This window comes from Rhodanobacter sp. T12-5 (genome assembly GCF_008329435.1).
Classification (GTDB): Bacteria; Pseudomonadota; Gammaproteobacteria; order Xanthomonadales; family Rhodanobacteraceae; genus Rhodanobacter.
In genome coordinates this window covers 277,213-292,986 of sequence record NZ_NPKN01000003.1, presented here as the reverse complement: position 1 = coordinate 292,986, position 15,774 = coordinate 277,213, and the positions used below count along the sequence as shown (strand labels likewise).

At 65.2% G+C, this 15,774-nt stretch carries 17 protein-coding genes; 10 read left to right on the top strand and 7 right to left on the bottom strand.

Annotation, left to right across the window (positions count from 1 at the left end):
• Window positions 1-84: 84 nt before the first annotated feature.
• Window positions 85-3,285 (bottom strand): PAS domain S-box protein, encoded by a 3,201-nt coding sequence (locus CIW53_RS09395; RefSeq protein WP_149364453.1) that lies wholly within the window; start codon window positions 3,283-3,285, stop codon window positions 85-87.
• Between the two features lie 321 nt (window positions 3,286-3,606).
• Between CIW53_RS09395 and CIW53_RS09390 the strand changes: the two genes are divergently transcribed.
• The 4 genes from CIW53_RS09390 to CIW53_RS09375 all read left to right on the top strand — a co-directional run bounded on the left by CIW53_RS09390 (window position 3,607) and on the right by CIW53_RS09375 (window position 5,993).
• The gene (locus CIW53_RS09390; protein WP_149364452.1) at window positions 3,607-3,810 is read left to right on the top strand and encodes a hypothetical protein; all 204 of its coding nucleotides are present in this window, start codon (window positions 3,607-3,609) and stop codon (window positions 3,808-3,810) included.
• Window positions 3,807-4,220, top strand: coding sequence for a GFA family protein (locus tag CIW53_RS09385; RefSeq protein ID WP_149364451.1), 414 nt, complete (start codon window positions 3,807-3,809; stop codon window positions 4,218-4,220). Before CIW53_RS09390 ends, CIW53_RS09385 begins: the two co-directional genes overlap by 4 nt.
• A gap of 149 nt (window positions 4,221-4,369) precedes the next feature.
• Window positions 4,370-5,683 carry a cation:proton antiporter gene (locus CIW53_RS09380; protein WP_242451838.1) on the top strand — a complete coding sequence of 438 codons (1,314 nt, stop codon included), beginning with the start codon at window positions 4,370-4,372 and terminating at the stop codon, window positions 5,681-5,683.
• Window positions 5,684-5,774: 91 nt separating this feature from the next.
• Window positions 5,775-5,993, top strand: a complete 219-nt coding sequence (locus CIW53_RS09375; protein ID WP_149364449.1) for a hypothetical protein — start codon at window positions 5,775-5,777, stop codon at window positions 5,991-5,993.
• Here the strand turns inward: CIW53_RS09375 and CIW53_RS09370 are convergent.
• From CIW53_RS09370 to CIW53_RS09360, 3 genes are all read right to left on the bottom strand, one after another.
• Window positions 5,975-6,601 (bottom strand): GIY-YIG nuclease family protein, encoded by a 627-nt coding sequence (locus CIW53_RS09370; RefSeq protein ID WP_242451837.1) that lies wholly within the window; start codon window positions 6,599-6,601, stop codon window positions 5,975-5,977. The two genes, CIW53_RS09375 and CIW53_RS09370, sit on opposite strands and share 19 nt — an antisense overlap.
• A gap of 229 nt (window positions 6,602-6,830) precedes the next feature.
• Window positions 6,831-7,178: a hypothetical protein gene (locus CIW53_RS09365; RefSeq protein WP_149364447.1), complete on the bottom strand. Its 348-nt coding sequence runs from the start codon at window positions 7,176-7,178 to the stop codon at window positions 6,831-6,833.
• A gap of 123 nt (window positions 7,179-7,301) precedes the next feature.
• Complete coding sequence (locus tag CIW53_RS09360) at window positions 7,302-7,799, bottom strand: hypothetical protein (RefSeq protein ID WP_149364446.1); 498 nt, start codon at window positions 7,797-7,799, stop codon at window positions 7,302-7,304.
• A 239-nt stretch (window positions 7,800-8,038) separates the two neighbouring features.
• On the opposite strand from CIW53_RS09360, the gene CIW53_RS09355 reads away from it, so the two are divergent.
• Complete coding sequence (locus tag CIW53_RS09355; RefSeq protein ID WP_149364445.1) at window positions 8,039-8,494, top strand: PA2169 family four-helix-bundle protein; 456 nt, start codon at window positions 8,039-8,041, stop codon at window positions 8,492-8,494.
• A gap of 313 nt (window positions 8,495-8,807) precedes the next feature.
• On the opposite strand, the gene CIW53_RS09345 is transcribed toward CIW53_RS09355, so the two are convergent.
• Window positions 8,808-9,737, bottom strand: coding sequence for a Ku protein (locus CIW53_RS09345; protein ID WP_149364443.1), 930 nt, complete (start codon window positions 9,735-9,737; stop codon window positions 8,808-8,810).
• Between the two features lie 30 nt (window positions 9,738-9,767).
• Window positions 9,768-10,259 (bottom strand): DUF6496 domain-containing protein, encoded by a 492-nt coding sequence (locus CIW53_RS09340; protein WP_149364442.1) that lies wholly within the window; start codon window positions 10,257-10,259, stop codon window positions 9,768-9,770.
• A gap of 149 nt (window positions 10,260-10,408) precedes the next feature.
• Between CIW53_RS09340 and CIW53_RS09335 the strand changes: the two genes are divergently transcribed.
• Window positions 10,409-11,401 (top strand): SDR family oxidoreductase, encoded by a 993-nt coding sequence (locus tag CIW53_RS09335; RefSeq protein WP_149364441.1) that lies wholly within the window; start codon window positions 10,409-10,411, stop codon window positions 11,399-11,401.
• 3 nt (window positions 11,402-11,404) lie between these two features.
• A complete protein-coding gene (gene ligD, locus CIW53_RS09330) occupies window positions 11,405-13,957 on the top strand; it encodes a DNA ligase D (protein ID WP_149364440.1) in 2,553 nt (850 codons plus the stop codon).
• A gap of 35 nt (window positions 13,958-13,992) precedes the next feature.
• Here ligD and CIW53_RS09325 read toward each other — a convergent pair whose 3' ends face one another.
• Window positions 13,993-14,547: a type 1 glutamine amidotransferase domain-containing protein gene (locus CIW53_RS09325; protein ID WP_149364439.1), complete on the bottom strand. Its 555-nt coding sequence runs from the start codon at window positions 14,545-14,547 to the stop codon at window positions 13,993-13,995.
• Window positions 14,548-14,754: 207 nt separating this feature from the next.
• Here CIW53_RS09325 and CIW53_RS09320 point away from each other — a divergent pair, with 207 nt between their 5' ends.
• Genes CIW53_RS09320 through CIW53_RS17660 form a run of 3 tightly spaced genes read left to right on the top strand, consistent with a single transcriptional unit; the run spans window position 14,755 to window position 15,736 of the window.
• Window positions 14,755-14,916 (top strand): DUF3309 domain-containing protein, encoded by a 162-nt coding sequence (locus CIW53_RS09320; protein WP_149364438.1) that lies wholly within the window; start codon window positions 14,755-14,757, stop codon window positions 14,914-14,916.
• An 8-nt stretch (window positions 14,917-14,924) separates the two neighbouring features.
• Window positions 14,925-15,593 carry a UdgX family uracil-DNA binding protein gene (locus CIW53_RS09315; RefSeq protein ID WP_149364437.1) on the top strand — a complete coding sequence of 223 codons (669 nt, stop codon included), beginning with the start codon at window positions 14,925-14,927 and terminating at the stop codon, window positions 15,591-15,593.
• Window positions 15,590-15,736 carry a hypothetical protein gene (locus tag CIW53_RS17660; RefSeq protein ID WP_172969628.1) on the top strand — a complete coding sequence of 49 codons (147 nt, stop codon included), beginning with the start codon at window positions 15,590-15,592 and terminating at the stop codon, window positions 15,734-15,736. Before CIW53_RS09315 ends, CIW53_RS17660 begins: the two co-directional genes overlap by 4 nt.
• Window positions 15,737-15,774 lie beyond the last annotated feature (38 nt).

Sequence of the window (15,774 nt, the reverse complement as noted above, 5' to 3'; positions counted from 1 at the left end):
AGCAATCGCCAGGATCGCAAGGTTTCGCTGCCGCAGGGCTCTTTGCCTCGAACGTTTTCCGTTACTTGCGTCGCCGGCATCGTGTCACCGAGGATCCTCCGTCCCCTGCCGGGTGGTCGAGACAGAATTCTCGATCATGTCGCGCATGCGCTTTGCCAGCGCCTCCACGGTGAAGGGCTTGGTGATCAACTCCATGCCCGGCGCAAGGAACCCGCCGGCCACGGCCGCCTCTGATGCATAGCCGGTCATCAGCAGGATTTTCAGCCCCGGCCGCACCTCGCGCACCGCGTCGGCCAGCAAGCGGCCGTTGATGTCCGGCAATCCGATGTCCGAAACAACCAGCTCGATGGGCTCGCTCGAGTGGAGCATTTTCAGTCCCGTCTTTCCGTCGGTGGCTTCCAGTGCCCGGTAACCGAGCTGCTGCAGCACCGCAACGACCACTTCGCGCACCACCGCCTCGTCCTCCACCACAAGCACCACCTCGCCGTGGGCCGCCGTCGGCACGGGTGTCGGCATGGGTGTCGGCGCGACCACCGGCTCGATGCCGGTGCCAGCGACCGCCTGGTGCCGTGGCAGATAGAGCCTGACCGTAGTCCCCTCGCCAGGGGTGCTGCGGATATCGCAATAGCCGTTCGACTGCCGCGCGAAACCGTAGACCATCGACAGGCCCAATCCCGTACCCTTCCCTGCCGGCTTGGTGGTGAAGAACGGATCGAAGGCGCGCTCGATGACATCCGCCGGCATGCCGATGCCGGTATCGACCACCTCGATGCAGACATACGGCCCGCTGACCATGCCCCTGGGTGCCGCCCTGACCTCATCGAGATCGATATTGCGGGTGCGGATGATCAACCGGCCGCCGCCGGGCATCGCGTCGCGCGCGTTGATCGCGAGGTTGAGCACGGCGCTTTCCAGCTGGTTCGGGTCGCACAGCGCGGACCACAGATTTCCGTCCAGCTCGAATTCCAGTTGGACCTTCTCGCCCATCGTGCGCTTGATCAGGTCACGCATCGAAGCCACCAGCGCGTTGACCGACACTGCGTGCGGGTCCAGCGGTTGGCGACGGGAGAACGCCAGCAGGCGATGGGTCAACGCAGCGGCGTGATTGGCCGAGGTCAGCGCGCCGTTGATGAAGCGGTCCAGGTCAGTCGTGCGACCCGACTCGATCCGCAGCTGGATCAGGTCGAGCGAACCCATGATGCCCTGCAGAAGGTTGTTGAAATCATGCGCGAGGCCACCGGTAAGCTGGCCGACCGCCTCCATCTTCTGCGACTGGCGCAGTTGCGCCTCGATCGAGTTCTTTTCGCTGAGATCCCGCAGGAACACGTTGAAGCAGTGCCCCCTCGTCAACGGCAGCGTGCTGATGCTCAGCTCCACCGGAAGCTTTCGTCCGTCACGGGTAATCGCCTCGATCTGCCTGTTGCGGCCGCGGGATGTGTCGCGCGTGTGCGGAGGCAGACTGTCGGCAAAGCGCGACCGATCCTCCGGAGCGATGATGAGCGCCTCCAGCGGCTGGCCCAGTACGTCGCGGCGCGGCCAGCCGAACATCGCCTGCGCTTGCGGGTTCCACTCGACCACCAGGCAGGCTTCGTCCAGTTGCACGAAGCCGTCCAGCGCGGTGTCGATCACGCCGCGGGCGCGGCGCTCGCTCTCGACCAGCGCCACGCCGCTCTCCATCCGCTCGGTGATGTCGTGGGTGATCTTGGCGAAGCCGATCAGCGCGCCGTCATCGATGATCGGATCGGTCACCGCGCTGGCCCAGAAACGGCTGCCGTCCTTGCGTACGCGCCAGCCCTCCATGTCATGGCGACCTTCGGCAAGTGCGGCCTGCAACGCCTCGTTCGGCATGCCGCGTGCGCAATCTTCCGGCGTGTAGAAGCAGGAAAAATGCCTGCCAACGATTTCTTCTGCGCGATAACCCATGAGGCGTTCGGCACCGGTATTCCAGTTGCTGATGTTGCCCTGCGGATCGACCATGTAGATCGCATAGTCGACGATGGCGCCCACCAGCAGCTCGAAGTTTCGCTCGCTCCTGTGCAGTTCCATGAACGCGGTTTCAGCCACGCGCGTACGTTTGGCGATGCGCTGCTCCAGCGATGTGTTGAGCTTCTGCAACGCGCGTTCGATTTTCTTGCGTTCGGTGACGTCCACCAGCATGTTCACCACGCCGGTCATGACGCCCTCGTCGTCGAACAGCGGTGTCGGATAGGCCGCGAAGGCGATCCGACTGCCATCCGGCCGCTCGGCGAGCACCTCCTCGCCATGCACCGGCCGCGCTTCGCGGATGGCAATGGCTATCGGGCATTCGTCAGGCGGAAGCGGCGTGCCATCGAGATGAAAAAGCTTCCAGACCGAGCCCCACTCGTCTCCCGGCGCCGGGCGCCGCCCGGAGAATTCAACCGCCGCTTCGTTGTAGAACGTGATGCGGCCGTTCGCGTCGGTGGTATAGATCGCCGCCGGCAGTGCCTGCAGCAACTGGTGCGCAAGCCGTTCGCTCGCCTGGGTGGCCTCGACCAGGCGCTTCTGTTCGGTAACGTCCACCGTGAAGCAGCGGGTATGCACGAAGTTGCCTTCGCGAAAACGGCCGCTGGAACTGATCTGCACGTGCCGGATACAGCCGTCCCGTCCGATCAGCCGCGCCGGGTATTTGTCCAGCGATTGACCTGCGGCAAGGCGCTGCATGATGTCCGACAACACCTCCGGGTCGGCGTGGAATTCGTCGATGTGGTGGCCGATGTATTCGTCCCGTTGATAGCCAAGCAGATCCAGCTCGGCCTCGTTGGCGCGCAATATCGTTCCATCCGGAGCCACGAAGTGCATGCCCACGGCGCCGTTCTCGAACAGATCCTCCAGATCATCCGTCGACTCCTCGGGCTGAAAGCTGCCGAGCACGCCCCACAGCGCACCCGTGCTGTCCGTCAGCGGCGAGATGGCGCCGCGAGCCCTGCGTGGCCCGCCCGGCGCCAAGGCAATGCCGACCTCGATTCCGCATATCGGCTGCCCGCTGCGCAGGACCTGCGCCAGCGGGGTTTCCGCGCAAGACTCCTGCACGCTGTCGGAGCGACTCGGCAGCAGGGGGCACAAAAGCTGCTCCGCACGCGAACCCGTGCGCAGGGCGTCGCCCCACCATTGCCTGGCGCCCGCGTTGCACGCCACGATCAGTCCGTCGGCATCGCACACCCAGGCTGCCGACGGCATGGCCTCCAGCAGGGAATGGCCAAACTCGCCCAGTGACGCCGAATTCGCGTCCGCGGGACTTCCATGCGCATTCTCAAGCTCTGCCATCACAGCCTCTCGAACCTGATGTATGGGCAGGTAAGAACCTGACTTCGGGATTCTGCAAAACCGATCATGCGCGTTCCATGAAGGCGGCGCCACGCCCAATTTTCCGATCCGTCGAAAAATGCCCGACCACCGCGCAAGCGGATGTGATTTCCCGTTGTCGAAGGACTGACCTCCGCTTCACGGCGAATGGGTATCTTCGACTCCCGGGCGCCGGGACGGGCCGCCATCGACGCGAATGTCCTTCGACCGGCGAACGCCGATCCCGAAGGTTGCTGCAAGACACCTTCCCGCGGCCAGCCGCGACTGATTCGAGGCCCCATCATGACCAGACTCGATCGACCATTGCGGCGAGAGCTGGACGTTGCCGGCAAGACGTTCACGCTGACGATCGACCCGACCGGATTGAAGCTTTCCGAGAAAGGGCGCCGCAACGGCGTGACCCTGAGCTGGGTCGACCTGCTCAACGGTGACGCGGCGCTGGCGGCGGCATTGCAGGCGTCGACGACGGGAGCCTCGCACACATGACCTATCTCGGCGGCTGCCTGTGCGGACGGATCCACTTCGAGGCCGAAGGGCCCCCGATCGAAGTGCACTACTGCCACTGCAGCATGTGCCGCCGGGCCACCGGCAGCGCGTTCGCGGTGCTGGCATGGTTCGATACCGGCGACGTCATCTGGACACGCGGACGGCCACGCATCCTGCGTTCGTCGAGCATGGCCGAACGCGGCTTTTGTTCCGAATGCGGCACGCCACTGCTGCTCCGCCACGATCGCGACAACCGCCTTGCGCTGATGGTCGGCGCATTCGATCGTGCGGCCGAACTCGAGCCTACCCGCCACGACGGCGTGGAGGCGCGACTCCCCTGGGCGGATACCGGCGCAAGGCTGCCGGAACGCTTTACCGAGGAGGTCCTGACACGCCACGAGGCAGCCTGACGCAGCGAAGCTCCTGCATTTGAGCGATGCACCTGGACGGCTTGCCGCGGATTTCATCCGCACTGCCGCATCATCGCCGGGCATTTCGAAAGGCGAACTCGATGGGTTTTGTCGGATGGATCGCTTCAATCGGTGGCCTGCTCTTGCTCATGTCGATGGCATCGGGCTGGATCCGCCAGCTGCCGATGACCACCTTCACCCTGTATCTGGTCGCCGGCATCGTGGCCGGCCCGTGGGCGCTCGGTTTGCTGCACATCGACGTCGTCGGCCACGCCGTCGGCATTGCCCGGATAACCACGATCGCGCTGGTCATTTCGCTGTTCATGACTGGACTGAAACTGCGCATGGGTTTTCGCGCACCGGGATGGCGCATGGCGTGCCGCCTGGCGCTGCCGGCGATGGTGTTGACGGTGGCCGGGGTGTGCATGATTGCGCATTGGGCGTTCGCGCTGCCGTGGCCGCTGGCGCTCCTGCTGGGGGCGATCGCCGCACCCACCGACCCGGTGCTGGCAAGCATGGTGGCGGTGAACGACGCCGACGATCGCGACGAGCTGCGCATAGCGCTTTCAGGGGAAGCCGGTCTCAACGACGGTACCGCGCTTCCCTTTGTCGGACTGGCCCTGCTCCTGCTCGATGGACATGTCGCCACCGCCGACGTCGCACACTGGCTCGGGGTGGATTTCGTCTGGTCGCTGGCTGGCGGGCTTGGTATCGGCTTCGTCCTGGGCTGGGCCATCGGCCGGGTGGGCGCCTGGCTGAAGACGCAAAGCAGGGACATCGCGCCCAGCGATTTTCTCGCGCTCGCACTGATGGCGATTTCGTACTCGGCGGCGCAGGCGCTTTCCGCCTCCGGCTTCCTTGCGGCGTTTGCCGCCGGGGTCGGGCTGCGTCACGCCGAGCTTCATGTGGTCAAGCGCCATCCGCACCCGCGCATCCGGGACGACGACCGGCACGACGCGACACATCCACCGGCGGAGTTATTGGTCAACCCGAACGATCGCACCGCCGAGGATGCGAGAGAACCTGCCGCCTCGGTCGGCATGGTCGTCTCCGATGCGATTTCCTTCGGCGAAACGCTCGAGCGGCTGATCGCCGCGGCACTGGTGTTGCTGTTGGGTGCGGCCTTCGCGAGCTACTGGCATCCCACCGGCATGTTGGTCGCGCTGCTGCTTTTCGTGATCGTCCGTCCGCTCGCGGTCCACCTGGCCACGATGGGGTCGGGCGTCCCGCTCGCACGGCGTCTGCTGATCGGCTGGCTGGGCGTCCGCGGCATCGGCAGCCTGAACTATCTGGCTTATGCGATCACCCACGGACTCGACGGCCCGCAGGCGTCACTGCTGGCCAACTTCGTGCTGACCCTGGTCGCCCTGAGCGTGGTCGTGCACGGGATCACCACGCCGCCGTTGATGGCGTGGCGCCAGGCGCGGCTCAAGGCCCGCGGATCGGCGGACGTGCGGGGCTGACGCATCCACGCGATGGAAGATCACGTCAAATTCGCCTGGCGTCGGGTTTCCTTGGGCGGCACCACCTTGCGGTCGTCACCGGAGCCATCAAATGAACACAGCCATCGACCCGCGATGCGCCCACCCCGCCTGTACCTGCACGACGACGGCCGGCGAAGCCTATTGCAGCGAGCACTGTCGCAAGCGGGTGGAGTCGCCGCTGTCGGATCAGCAGGAAGGTTGCCAGTGTGGCCATGCGCAGTGCGCGGCCGCGCGCGACGAGGGCCAGCGGATGGAACAGCCACGCCGCGTTCAACCCGACCCGAAATGACCATCGCCGTGATACCAGGCAAATACCGCCGCTGGCACCAGCGCCCGCAGTTCCAGGCCCAGCGCCGCACAGGCGTCGAGGGCGTCGCGTAGCGCTTTTTCGCCGAGCCGCCAGCCCGGTTCCGGGGCGACGTTGAAACGTGCGTACTCGATCATGTCGAGCATCCGGGCCGACCAGTCGTACAGCAACCCGCTGCTGTCGTTCAAGCGCTCGCGCAGCCACGCACCGAGCGGCGCATGCAGCGGATAGCCCTGCTCCGCGCAGACTTGGCGCGCCAACGCTTCCACCGCTGGCGACACACCACGAAACCACTCCGTGTACCCGGCCGCCGACTGTCTGACCACCAGCGGCGCCGGCGCCCTGTCCCCGGCGAAAGTGGTGATGAACAGGCGTTCGATGCGACGCGCGTCGCGCAGATGATCGGTTTCGATCAGCAGGCCCCGATCCAGATCGAAAAACTCGAAGAAGCGACGATGCAACGTGCGCAGGCGATCCAGCGGATCGCGCGAGAAACCCACCTTCAGGATGTCCGTCTCGCGGCACGGCAGCACGTAGACGAACGTGCGCCCTCGACTGGCAAAGCGCGGATAGCCCACCTCATCGTCCAAAACAATACCTGCCTCGCCTGATCGTCATCGGCGCACCACGACGTGTCCGCCACGCCTGGCCGCCGCACACTGCACGGGCGCCCACCATGATGAATCAAGGCGAACGAGCATCGTCGGCACTTCGTGCATTGGGCATGAATTGCACGCTCAAACGCGAGCCGGACGCCTCGTCGACGCAGAAGTTGCCGGACCAGTTGCTGCATGCGCCGGTCAGCTGCCCGCCAACGGCTCAGGTGGCGCCAGACGGCGAATGCCCCGTATTGGCATGTCCGCCGAAAGCTGCAACGGGTTCGCTGCCGGTGACATCTTCCGGCTGCCCTGTCTCGCCGGGCCGCTCGACGTCGTTATCGTGGTCGCGCTTTTCCCGGTCATCCGCTCCGCCTTCCACATCGTCGGCATCGTCAGGGTCGCGCTGCTGACCGGGAATGCGCTCGGGCGCGTTTTTTGGACGGCCTGGCGACGGACCGATGCCGGCCGCCTTGCGCTCGTCTTGCGTGAGTTGCTGCTCGCCGCTCAGGGTGTCCCTGCTGTTCTTGACGCCGGCGGCACCGAATTGGGGAAGGTTGGTGTTGCCCATCTTGTTCTCCGTAGCTTGCCGGGAAATCCGGCGCGTTCGGAGTGTTGTCCAGGCGCCGTCTTCGCGAGGTGGACGCGCCGCATCACGAATGCGGCGAGGGCATACGGGTTGCCATGGTGCCGATCAGGACATCACCGTGTGCGCGTGGAACGGCAGCGGCGTGGCGTCGACGACAAGCATGGCTGCATCGGCAACGGCGAGCGTGTCGGGCTCGCCGTCGACGACGACGAGCACGCGTCCCGCTTCGATCTCGGCTTCGAACCGGCGCCTCACCGGACTGGGCTCGGCAGTCCCTGTAAGCATGCCTACCCAGCCGCCTACCGCCGCACCGACCAGCGTCATCGCGGCGGCACCGGCCAGCGTGAGACCCAGTGCCGGTACCGCGATGGCGACGAGTCCCACCAGCAAGCCGCTTCCGCCGCCCGCCAGCACGCCCTTCATGCCGCCGTGGCCGAAGTCGTCGCCGGAATCCTGCTGTTCATCGGGGATCTGCAGATTCTCCACGTCATGTCGCGCGATCAGCGAGACGTCGTCGTACGGTATGCCGGCCTGGCGCAGCGCATTGACGGCAGTTTCGGCGGCGTCGACGTCGCGGGTGCTGAATACATGGCGAGTCTTCATGTTCGCTCCTGCTGCCACTGCTGTCGCGATTTTCGCGACCGCCCGGTGACCAATGCGTGAGGACGGACGGGGCATTCCCCGCATGGGGACAAGCCGTGTTTCAACGGCGACATGAATGCACGCCGCACGCTTGAACAAATCCGTGTCGCGCCCGTCACGCTCGCTGCCATCTACTGTTTTCAGGCGCAATTCCCTGCCCAACCACGGTTACCCACCGGGATTCCCAAGGAGAGCACCAGATGAACAACAAGCATGACATCAGCACACTCAACAGCCTGATCGAAACCACGCTGGACAGCGCGGACGGCTACGCCGAAGCCGCCAAGGATGCCAAGAGCGAGCAGCTGATCTCGCTGTTTCGCGCACGTTCCGGCGAACGCCGCACAGTGGCGTCGACATTGCAGCAATGCGTTCGCTCGCTCGGAGGCAAGCCGGAGGACGATGGCACCGTACTCGCCTCCGCCCATCGCATGTTCGTCAACCTGCGCACCAGCCTTACCTCGGCCGACAACAAGGCGGTCGTGGACGAGGTCGAGCGCGGAGAGGACCACATCAAGGCGAAGTTCGAGGACGCCATGAAGGACAAGGATGTATCACCGTCCACCGCGTCGGTGATCGCCGATGTCTACACCTCGGTGCGCAACGGCCACGACCAGATGCGCGACATCAAGAAGGCGTTCCACGCGGCCGAATGATCCTGGCCGTCGCTCGCTACGCATCCGTAGCGAGCGACGGCAGCCGATGAATGCGATGCCCCGGACCGGCGACATAGCGAACCCGGAGAGGAAAGACCCACGATGAATACCGCACTTCCCAGCGAACCGTGTGCGCACCCTGGCTGTGGCTGCAAGGTCAGCAACGCACAGACATTCTGCAGCGACCAGTGCCGCGAGCAAGCGGCGAAAACGGACGCCGACGCGGAATGTGCCTGCGGTCACTCCGACTGCATTGTCGAGGAAGCATTGCGGCGCGGCGAGCCGGACTGATCTTCTCGCGGCGTCAGCCGGCTCAGCCGGCCTTGCGGGCAGGTGCGCGTTTGGCGGTCTTCTTCGCCGGCGTCTTTTTCTTCGGCGCAGCCTTTTTCTTTGCCGCCGTCTTGCGCGTCGGCTTCGCCGCGGAGCTCTTCGCCGGCGTGCGTTTCTTGCTGGCGAGGCTCTGCTGCAGCAAAGCCATGAAATCCACCACGTTGGTGGCGGCGTTTTCCGGCATGTCGGCTTCATCTTCGGCCGGCGGCGTGACCACGCCCTTGGATTTCATGCGCTTTTCGATGACCTTGCGCAGACGGTCGCGGAACTCGTCGCGGTAATCCTCGGGCTTCCACTCGTCGCTCATCGAAGCGATCAACTGTTCGGCCATGTCGATCTCTTTCGGCGAAATGCGGTATTCCGTTGCCGCGCCCTGGGGGATCTTGTAGTCGTCCACGTCGACCAGCTCCTGCGGATAACGCAGCAGCATCAGGATCAGTGCATGGCCGCGCGGCATCACCGCCGACAGGTATTCGCGCGTGCGGATCACCACCCGTGCGATACCGACCTTGCCGGTGCGCTTGAGCGTTTCGCGCAGCAGCACGTAGCCTTTCTCCGCCTTCTTGCCGGGCACCAGCACATAGGGCTTCTCGTAGTATTCGACGCCGATCGAATCCGCCTCGACGAAGGCCTTGACCTCGACCGCTTCACGTCCCTCCGAAGCGGCCGACTTGATATCCTCCGGCTCCAGCACGACGTAGCTGCCCTTCTGATACTCGAACGCCTTGACGATTTCCTTCCACGGCACTTCCTCGCCGGTTTCCGCATTCACGCGTTCATAGCGCACGGGGGTGTTGCTGCGGCTGTCCAGCATGCGGAAATGCAGATCGACGCTGCGCTCGCCCGACATCAGCGACACGGGAACATTGAGCAGGCCGAACGAGAGTGTTCCGGTCCAGATGGGACGTGCCATGGCGTGGGTTCTCCCGCAGTGGAGCTGCGATCAGGATGCGTTTCTCGCGCGGGTCTTCGCCGCCTTCTTTGCCGCCGCGGAGCGGCCGGCCGCACCTTTGGTATGCGCTGCCTTCTTGGCTGCCGCCGACCGCGAACCCGCGCTGCGTTTGGAAGCGCTCTTCTTCGCCTGGGCGGACAACGCCGATTTCGACGTCGCCTTGTGCCCTTCCTTCTTCAACGCCTTGGTGGTCGCGCGCGAGCGCTTCGCCGCGGGCTTGTGGCGATCGTTCGAAGCGGCTTCGTCGTGCGCGGCCTTCTTCTTCGTCGACTTGCTGGCGTTCTTGCCGGCCGGCACCTTCACCCCGGCGCGGCGCGCCTTGGACAGGCCGATCGCGATGGCCTGTTTGGTCGATCGCGCGCCGTGTTTGCCTTCGCGCACGTGTTCGATTTCCTCGTGCACGTATTCGCCAGCCTGGGTGCTGGGAGCCTTCCCTTCCTTCTTGTCCCTGGCCGCTGCGCGGCGCGTCTTTTCTTCAGGCATGGCAGATCTCCGGCAGTGAAGAGGATCCCCGTCCGGCGACTATTCCGATTTCGATGTGGACGTGTTGTCAAAACCGCCATGGCCATGCTTCACCCGCGGCGCACGCGGTGCCGGCTAGGGTGCGGCGGAGTCCACGACGGAGCTGCGACATGCCCTCCACCAACGGTCCCCGCACGACCAGTGCGACAGTCAAGCGCCAGCGCGCCATCCAGTCCACCATCGAACGCGACGATGCGCAGGCAAAATTGAGAAAACGCGCCTCGTCGAAGAAATCGGCAGCAAAAAAAACCGGGAAGCCGGAAAATCCGCTGCCCGCCCAGCACCAGAAAAAGCCGGGTTTGGAACGCGATCTGGATCCACGTCCACAGTTCCTGGCGCCGACCTATGCCGGCAGCGGCAAACTGGCTGGCATGACGGCCCTGATCACCGGCGGCGATTCGGGCATCGGTCGTGCCGTCGCGGTGTTGTTTGCCCGCGAAGGTGCCGACGTGGCCATCGTCTACCTCTGCGAGCACTCCGACGCGAAGGAGACTCGCGACTACGTGGAAGCCGAAGGCCAGCGCTGCCTGCTGATCCCCGGCGACGTCAGGGATCCCGCGTTCTGCCGCGAGGCGGTCGCCAGGACGGTCAAGGAGTTCGGCAAGCTCTCGGTGCTGGTCAACAACGCCGCGTTCCAGGAACACGCCGAGTCGATCGAGGACATTACCGACAAGCATTTCGACGAAACCCTGCGCACCAATCTGTACGGCTATTTCCAGATGGCCAGGGCCGCCTCACCGCATCTTGGCAGCGGCTGCTCGATCATCAACACCGGTTCGGAAACCGGCCTGTTCGGCAATGACCGGCTGCTGGATTACTCGATGACCAAGGGTGGCATCCACGCGTTTACCAAGGCGCTGGCTGCCAGCATGGTGTCGCGCGGCATCCGCGTGAATGCGGTGGCGCCTGGCCCGGTATGGACACCGCTGAATCCGGCCGACCAGCCGGCGGAAAGGGTGCGCGAGTTCGGCCAGTCCAGTGCGATGGGCCGGCCGGCGCAGCCGGAGGAACTCGCACCCGCCTATGTCTTTCTCGCCGCCCCTTCGTGCGCGAGCTACATCACCGGCGCGGTATTGCCGGTGATGGGCGGCCCCACCCCCTGAGCCATGAACAGCCTGCGGGACTACCAGCGCAAACGCGATTTCTCGAAGACGCGCGAACCGGCTGCCGATGACGGCGTAGCGCCGGACCAGCGCGCGATCTTCGTGGTGCAGCTGCATCACGCCAGCCGCCGCCACTTCGACTTTCGCCTGCAGGTCGGCGACGTGCTGAAGAGCTGGGCGGTGCCCAAGGGGCCTAGCTACGACCCGCAGGTCAAGCGGCTGGCGGTCGAGGTGGAGGATCATCCGGTGTCCTACGCCAGTTTCGAGGGTGACATCGAGCACGGTTACGGCAAGGGTCACGTCGACCGGTTCGACGCCGGCGTGTGGACCACGACCGGCGACGCCGAAGCCCAATTGCAGAAAGGTCATCTGCGCTTCGAATTGTTCGGCCAGCGGCTCAAGGGCGGCTGGCACCTGGTGCGCAGCGGCCGCAAGGAGCGCCAGCCGTCGTGGTTCCTGATCAAGGCGAAGGATGCGTTCGCCGGCGACGTCGAGGCCGATGATCTGCTCGACGCGAAAATGACCCGCAGCACCCGTGCCGCCGCGAAGACGCCGGCGACGAAGGCCGCGGCGAAGAAATCGACGGCCCGCAAGAAGCCGGTTCCGCAGGAAAAAAAGACCCCACGGGCGCAACTGGCGCGAGCCGCTGCCGCGCTGGCCGGCGCCCGGGCGGCGCCTGCCAGCAGCGATTTCTTCAAGCCGGAACTGGCCCGCCTGCGCGAGTCTCCGCCAGAGGGCGAGCAGTGGCTGCACGAGGTGAAATGGGACGGCTATCGCATCCTCGCCGCGATTGCCGATGGCGAGTTGAACTTGTGGTCGCGCAATGCGTTGCCATGGAACCATCGCTTGCCGGACATCGCGCAGTCGCTGGCATCGCTGGGACTGCACTCGGCGCGGCTGGACGGCGAGCTGATCGCACTGGATGCGCATGGCCACAGCGACTTCAACGCTCTGCAGCAGACGTTGTCGGGCGAGGCGCAACTGCCGCTGGTCTACATGTTGTTCGACCTGCCCTACTTCGAAGGAAGCGACCTGACACGGGTCGGCCTGCTGCAACGCAAGCAGCTGTTGCAGCAGTTGCTGGCACATGCGCCGAAGCACCTGGCCTTCAGCACGCACGCGATCGGCGACGGCGAAGGCGCGTTCCGGATGGCCACCGAGGAGCAACTGGAGGGCATCGTTTCCAAACGCGTCGACTCCGCTTATCACGCCGGTCGCGGCGACGACTGGCTGAAGATCAAGCGGCTGGAAAGCGACGAGTTCGCGGTGGTCGGCTATACGCCGCCGAAGGGCAGTCGCCACGGGTTCGGCTCGCTGTTGCTGGCCCGGCCCGACCCGGACGTGGCCAACGGCTGGGTCTATGTCGGCCGCGTCGGCACCGGTTTCTCCGACGAGCAGCTGCGGCAACTCGGCAAGACGATCGCCGGCAAGGGCAGCCGCAAACCCACCGCGAAACTCACCGCGATCGACCCGTTGCTGCGCGACGCGAGATGGGTGAAGCCAGTCGCCGTTGCCGAGGTGTATTACCGCGGCATCGGCAACAAGAACCTGTTGCGCCAACCGAGCCTGAAGACCATGCGTACCGACAAGACCGCCGCCGACCTGGCCGATTCGGACCGCGCTGAGCCCACGCCGCGCGGCAAGCCCGCGGCAACGCGCCGAAAATCCGCCAGAGCGAAGCCAGAGGCCATCACGATCACTCATCCCGATCGCGTGGTGTTTCCCGACGACGGATACACCAAGCAGGACGTGGCCGATTACTACGCCAGCGTGATGAAGTGGTTCCTGCCCGGCGTGGTCGACCGGCCCACTTCGGTGATCCGTTGTCCCGAAGGCACGGCGAAGGCGTGCTTCTTCCAGAAGCACATGATCCAGGGACTGAAGCACGTGGGCAGCGCCAGGCTCAAAGAGGAATCCGGCGCGCAGGCGACCTACATTTACCCGCTGAATGCCGACTCGGTGATCGAGCTGGTGCAGTTCGGCGTGCTGGAATTCCACCCCTGGGGTGCAACCGTCCAACAACCGGACCTGGCCGATCGCGTGGTGTTCGATCTGGACCCCGGCGACGGTGTCGCCTGGGATCGCGTCGTGGCCGCCGCGCGACTGGTACGCAAGCTGCTCGCGCAGTTGGGCCTTGAATCATTCCTGCGCACCACCGGCGGCAAGGGGCTGCACGTGGTGGTGCCGCTCAACCCCGCTTGTCCATGGCCGCAGGTGAAGGATTTCGCACATGCGTTTGCCAGCACGATGGCGCAGGCGCATCCGCTGGAATTCATCGCGACCGCCAGCAAGTCGCAACGCAACGGCGTGATCTACGTGGACTACCTGCGCAACAGCCGTGGCGCGACCAGCGTGGCCTCGTATTCGTTGCGCGCGCGCAGCGGCGCACCGGTCGCCATGCCGCTGCGCTGGAGCGAACTGGGCAAGTTGAAGAGCGGACACGATTTCGACATCCGCTCCGCGCCGAAACGGCTGGCGCGGTTGCGCTCGGATCCGTGGGCCGGGATTGACGAGGTGCGGCAGGGGCTGGATGACTTGATGGAGAAATCGGGCTGAAGTGGCGTGCCGAAGCACCGCATACGGAAGGCTCGCTACATCGAAGCACTGGCCAGCGCGTCGATGATGGTGGCGGCAAACGCCGGAATGTCGTCCGGCTTGCGGCTGGTGATCAGCTGGCCGTCGCGCACGACCTCGCTGTCCTGCCATTGCGCGCCGGCATTTTCCAGATCCCTGCGCAACGAAGGCCACGAGGTGACCTTGCGGTTCTTGACCAAGCCGGCATCGATCAGCGTCCACGGTCCGTGGCAGATCGCCGCGAGCGGCTTTCCGGCATCGTCGAACGCCTTGATCAGGGCGATCGCCGCCGGTTCCAGCCGCAGTTTGTCCGGGTTCATCACGCCGCCAGGCAACACCAGCGCGTCGTAGTCGTCGACGCGCGCGTCCCGCAGCGCCACGTCCACTTTCACCGCATCGCCCCAGTCCTTCTTGTGCCAGCCGCGGATCTGCGTGGCGCCACCGGGTGCGATCACGTCCGTCTGCACGCCGGCCTGTTCCAGCAGGCGCTTTGGCTCGGTGAGCTCGGACTGTTCATAGCCGTCGGTGGCGAGAATGGCGACCCGCAGGCCAGTCAAATCGGGTGAGGACATGATGCGCTCCGCTGAACAAAGACCCATCTTCGTCCCTCGCGCATGCAGTCGGCGTCAGTTCGTCGTGAGCATGTCGTGACCGGAGCTTGGCGTTGACGGCCCGTGCACCGGCAGATTGCGATCGTGCGGTGGTCGCGCTGGCAGCTCACGCGCGAAGTTGCGGTCATTTGTAACGGCTCCGAATCTTCGTCCAAAAGGAAAACGAACATGTCACTTTCACTGTTGATCGTCATCGTGCTGGTGCTGTTGCTGATCGGTGCCTTGCCGACATGGGGCTACAGCCGCTCCTGGGGCTATCGTCCGATGGGTGGGCTGGGCCTCATCCTCGTCATCGTCATCGTGCTGTGGTTGCTGGGCGTGTTTCATTGATGTGATCGATGGATGTCCATGCCACGGTTCCGCTAGCCAAGCCTGCGGGGACTATTCCCGCAGGCAGCCTTGCGACGCTGCGTCGCAAGGCTGCTGGCTGCCGCGACTGTCCGTTGTGGCGAGGGGCAACTCGCACGGTGTTTGGCAAGGGCCCTGCACACGCGGCGGCGATGCTGATCGGCGAACAGCCGGGCGCGCAGGAAGACCTGGCGGGCGAACCGTTCGTCGGCCCCGCCGGCCACTTGCTGGACAAGGCCATGGTCGAGGCAGGCCTCGATCGCAGCACGCTCTACCTCACCAACACGGTCAAGCACTTCAAGTACGAAGTACGCGGCAAGGCGAAACTGCACAAGCGCGCGAATGCCTCGGAGCAGGCCGCCTGCCGACAATGGCTCGCGGCGGAGTTGTTGCGCGTGCAACCGCGGCTGGTGGTCGGTCTCGGCGCAATGGCCGCGCAGACACTGTTCGGCGATGCATTCCGCATCACCTTGCAGCGCGGTGAATGGCGCGACATGGGCGAAGGCGTCCGCGGCTTTGCCACCTGGCATCCGTCGGCGGTGTTGCGGATGCCGCGCGCGGATCGGCGTGATGCGGCCTATGCCGAACTGGTCACCGACTTGCGCGAGATCGCGGCCGCGCTGGCCGGGCTTGGCGGCGACACGAACACCTCGTCATGAAGCGCCCGCGCCGGCTGGCCTTCTGGTTCCTGTTGCTCGCGCTGATCGCGATCCTGGCCACCGGGTTCTATCTCGGCGCCACCCATCAGGAAGCCCGTCCGACCGATTCCGATTCACCGGCGACCACCGGCCCGCAAGGCTGACACCCGGCCGCGTTCACGGCGCCGTGAACGGACCGACA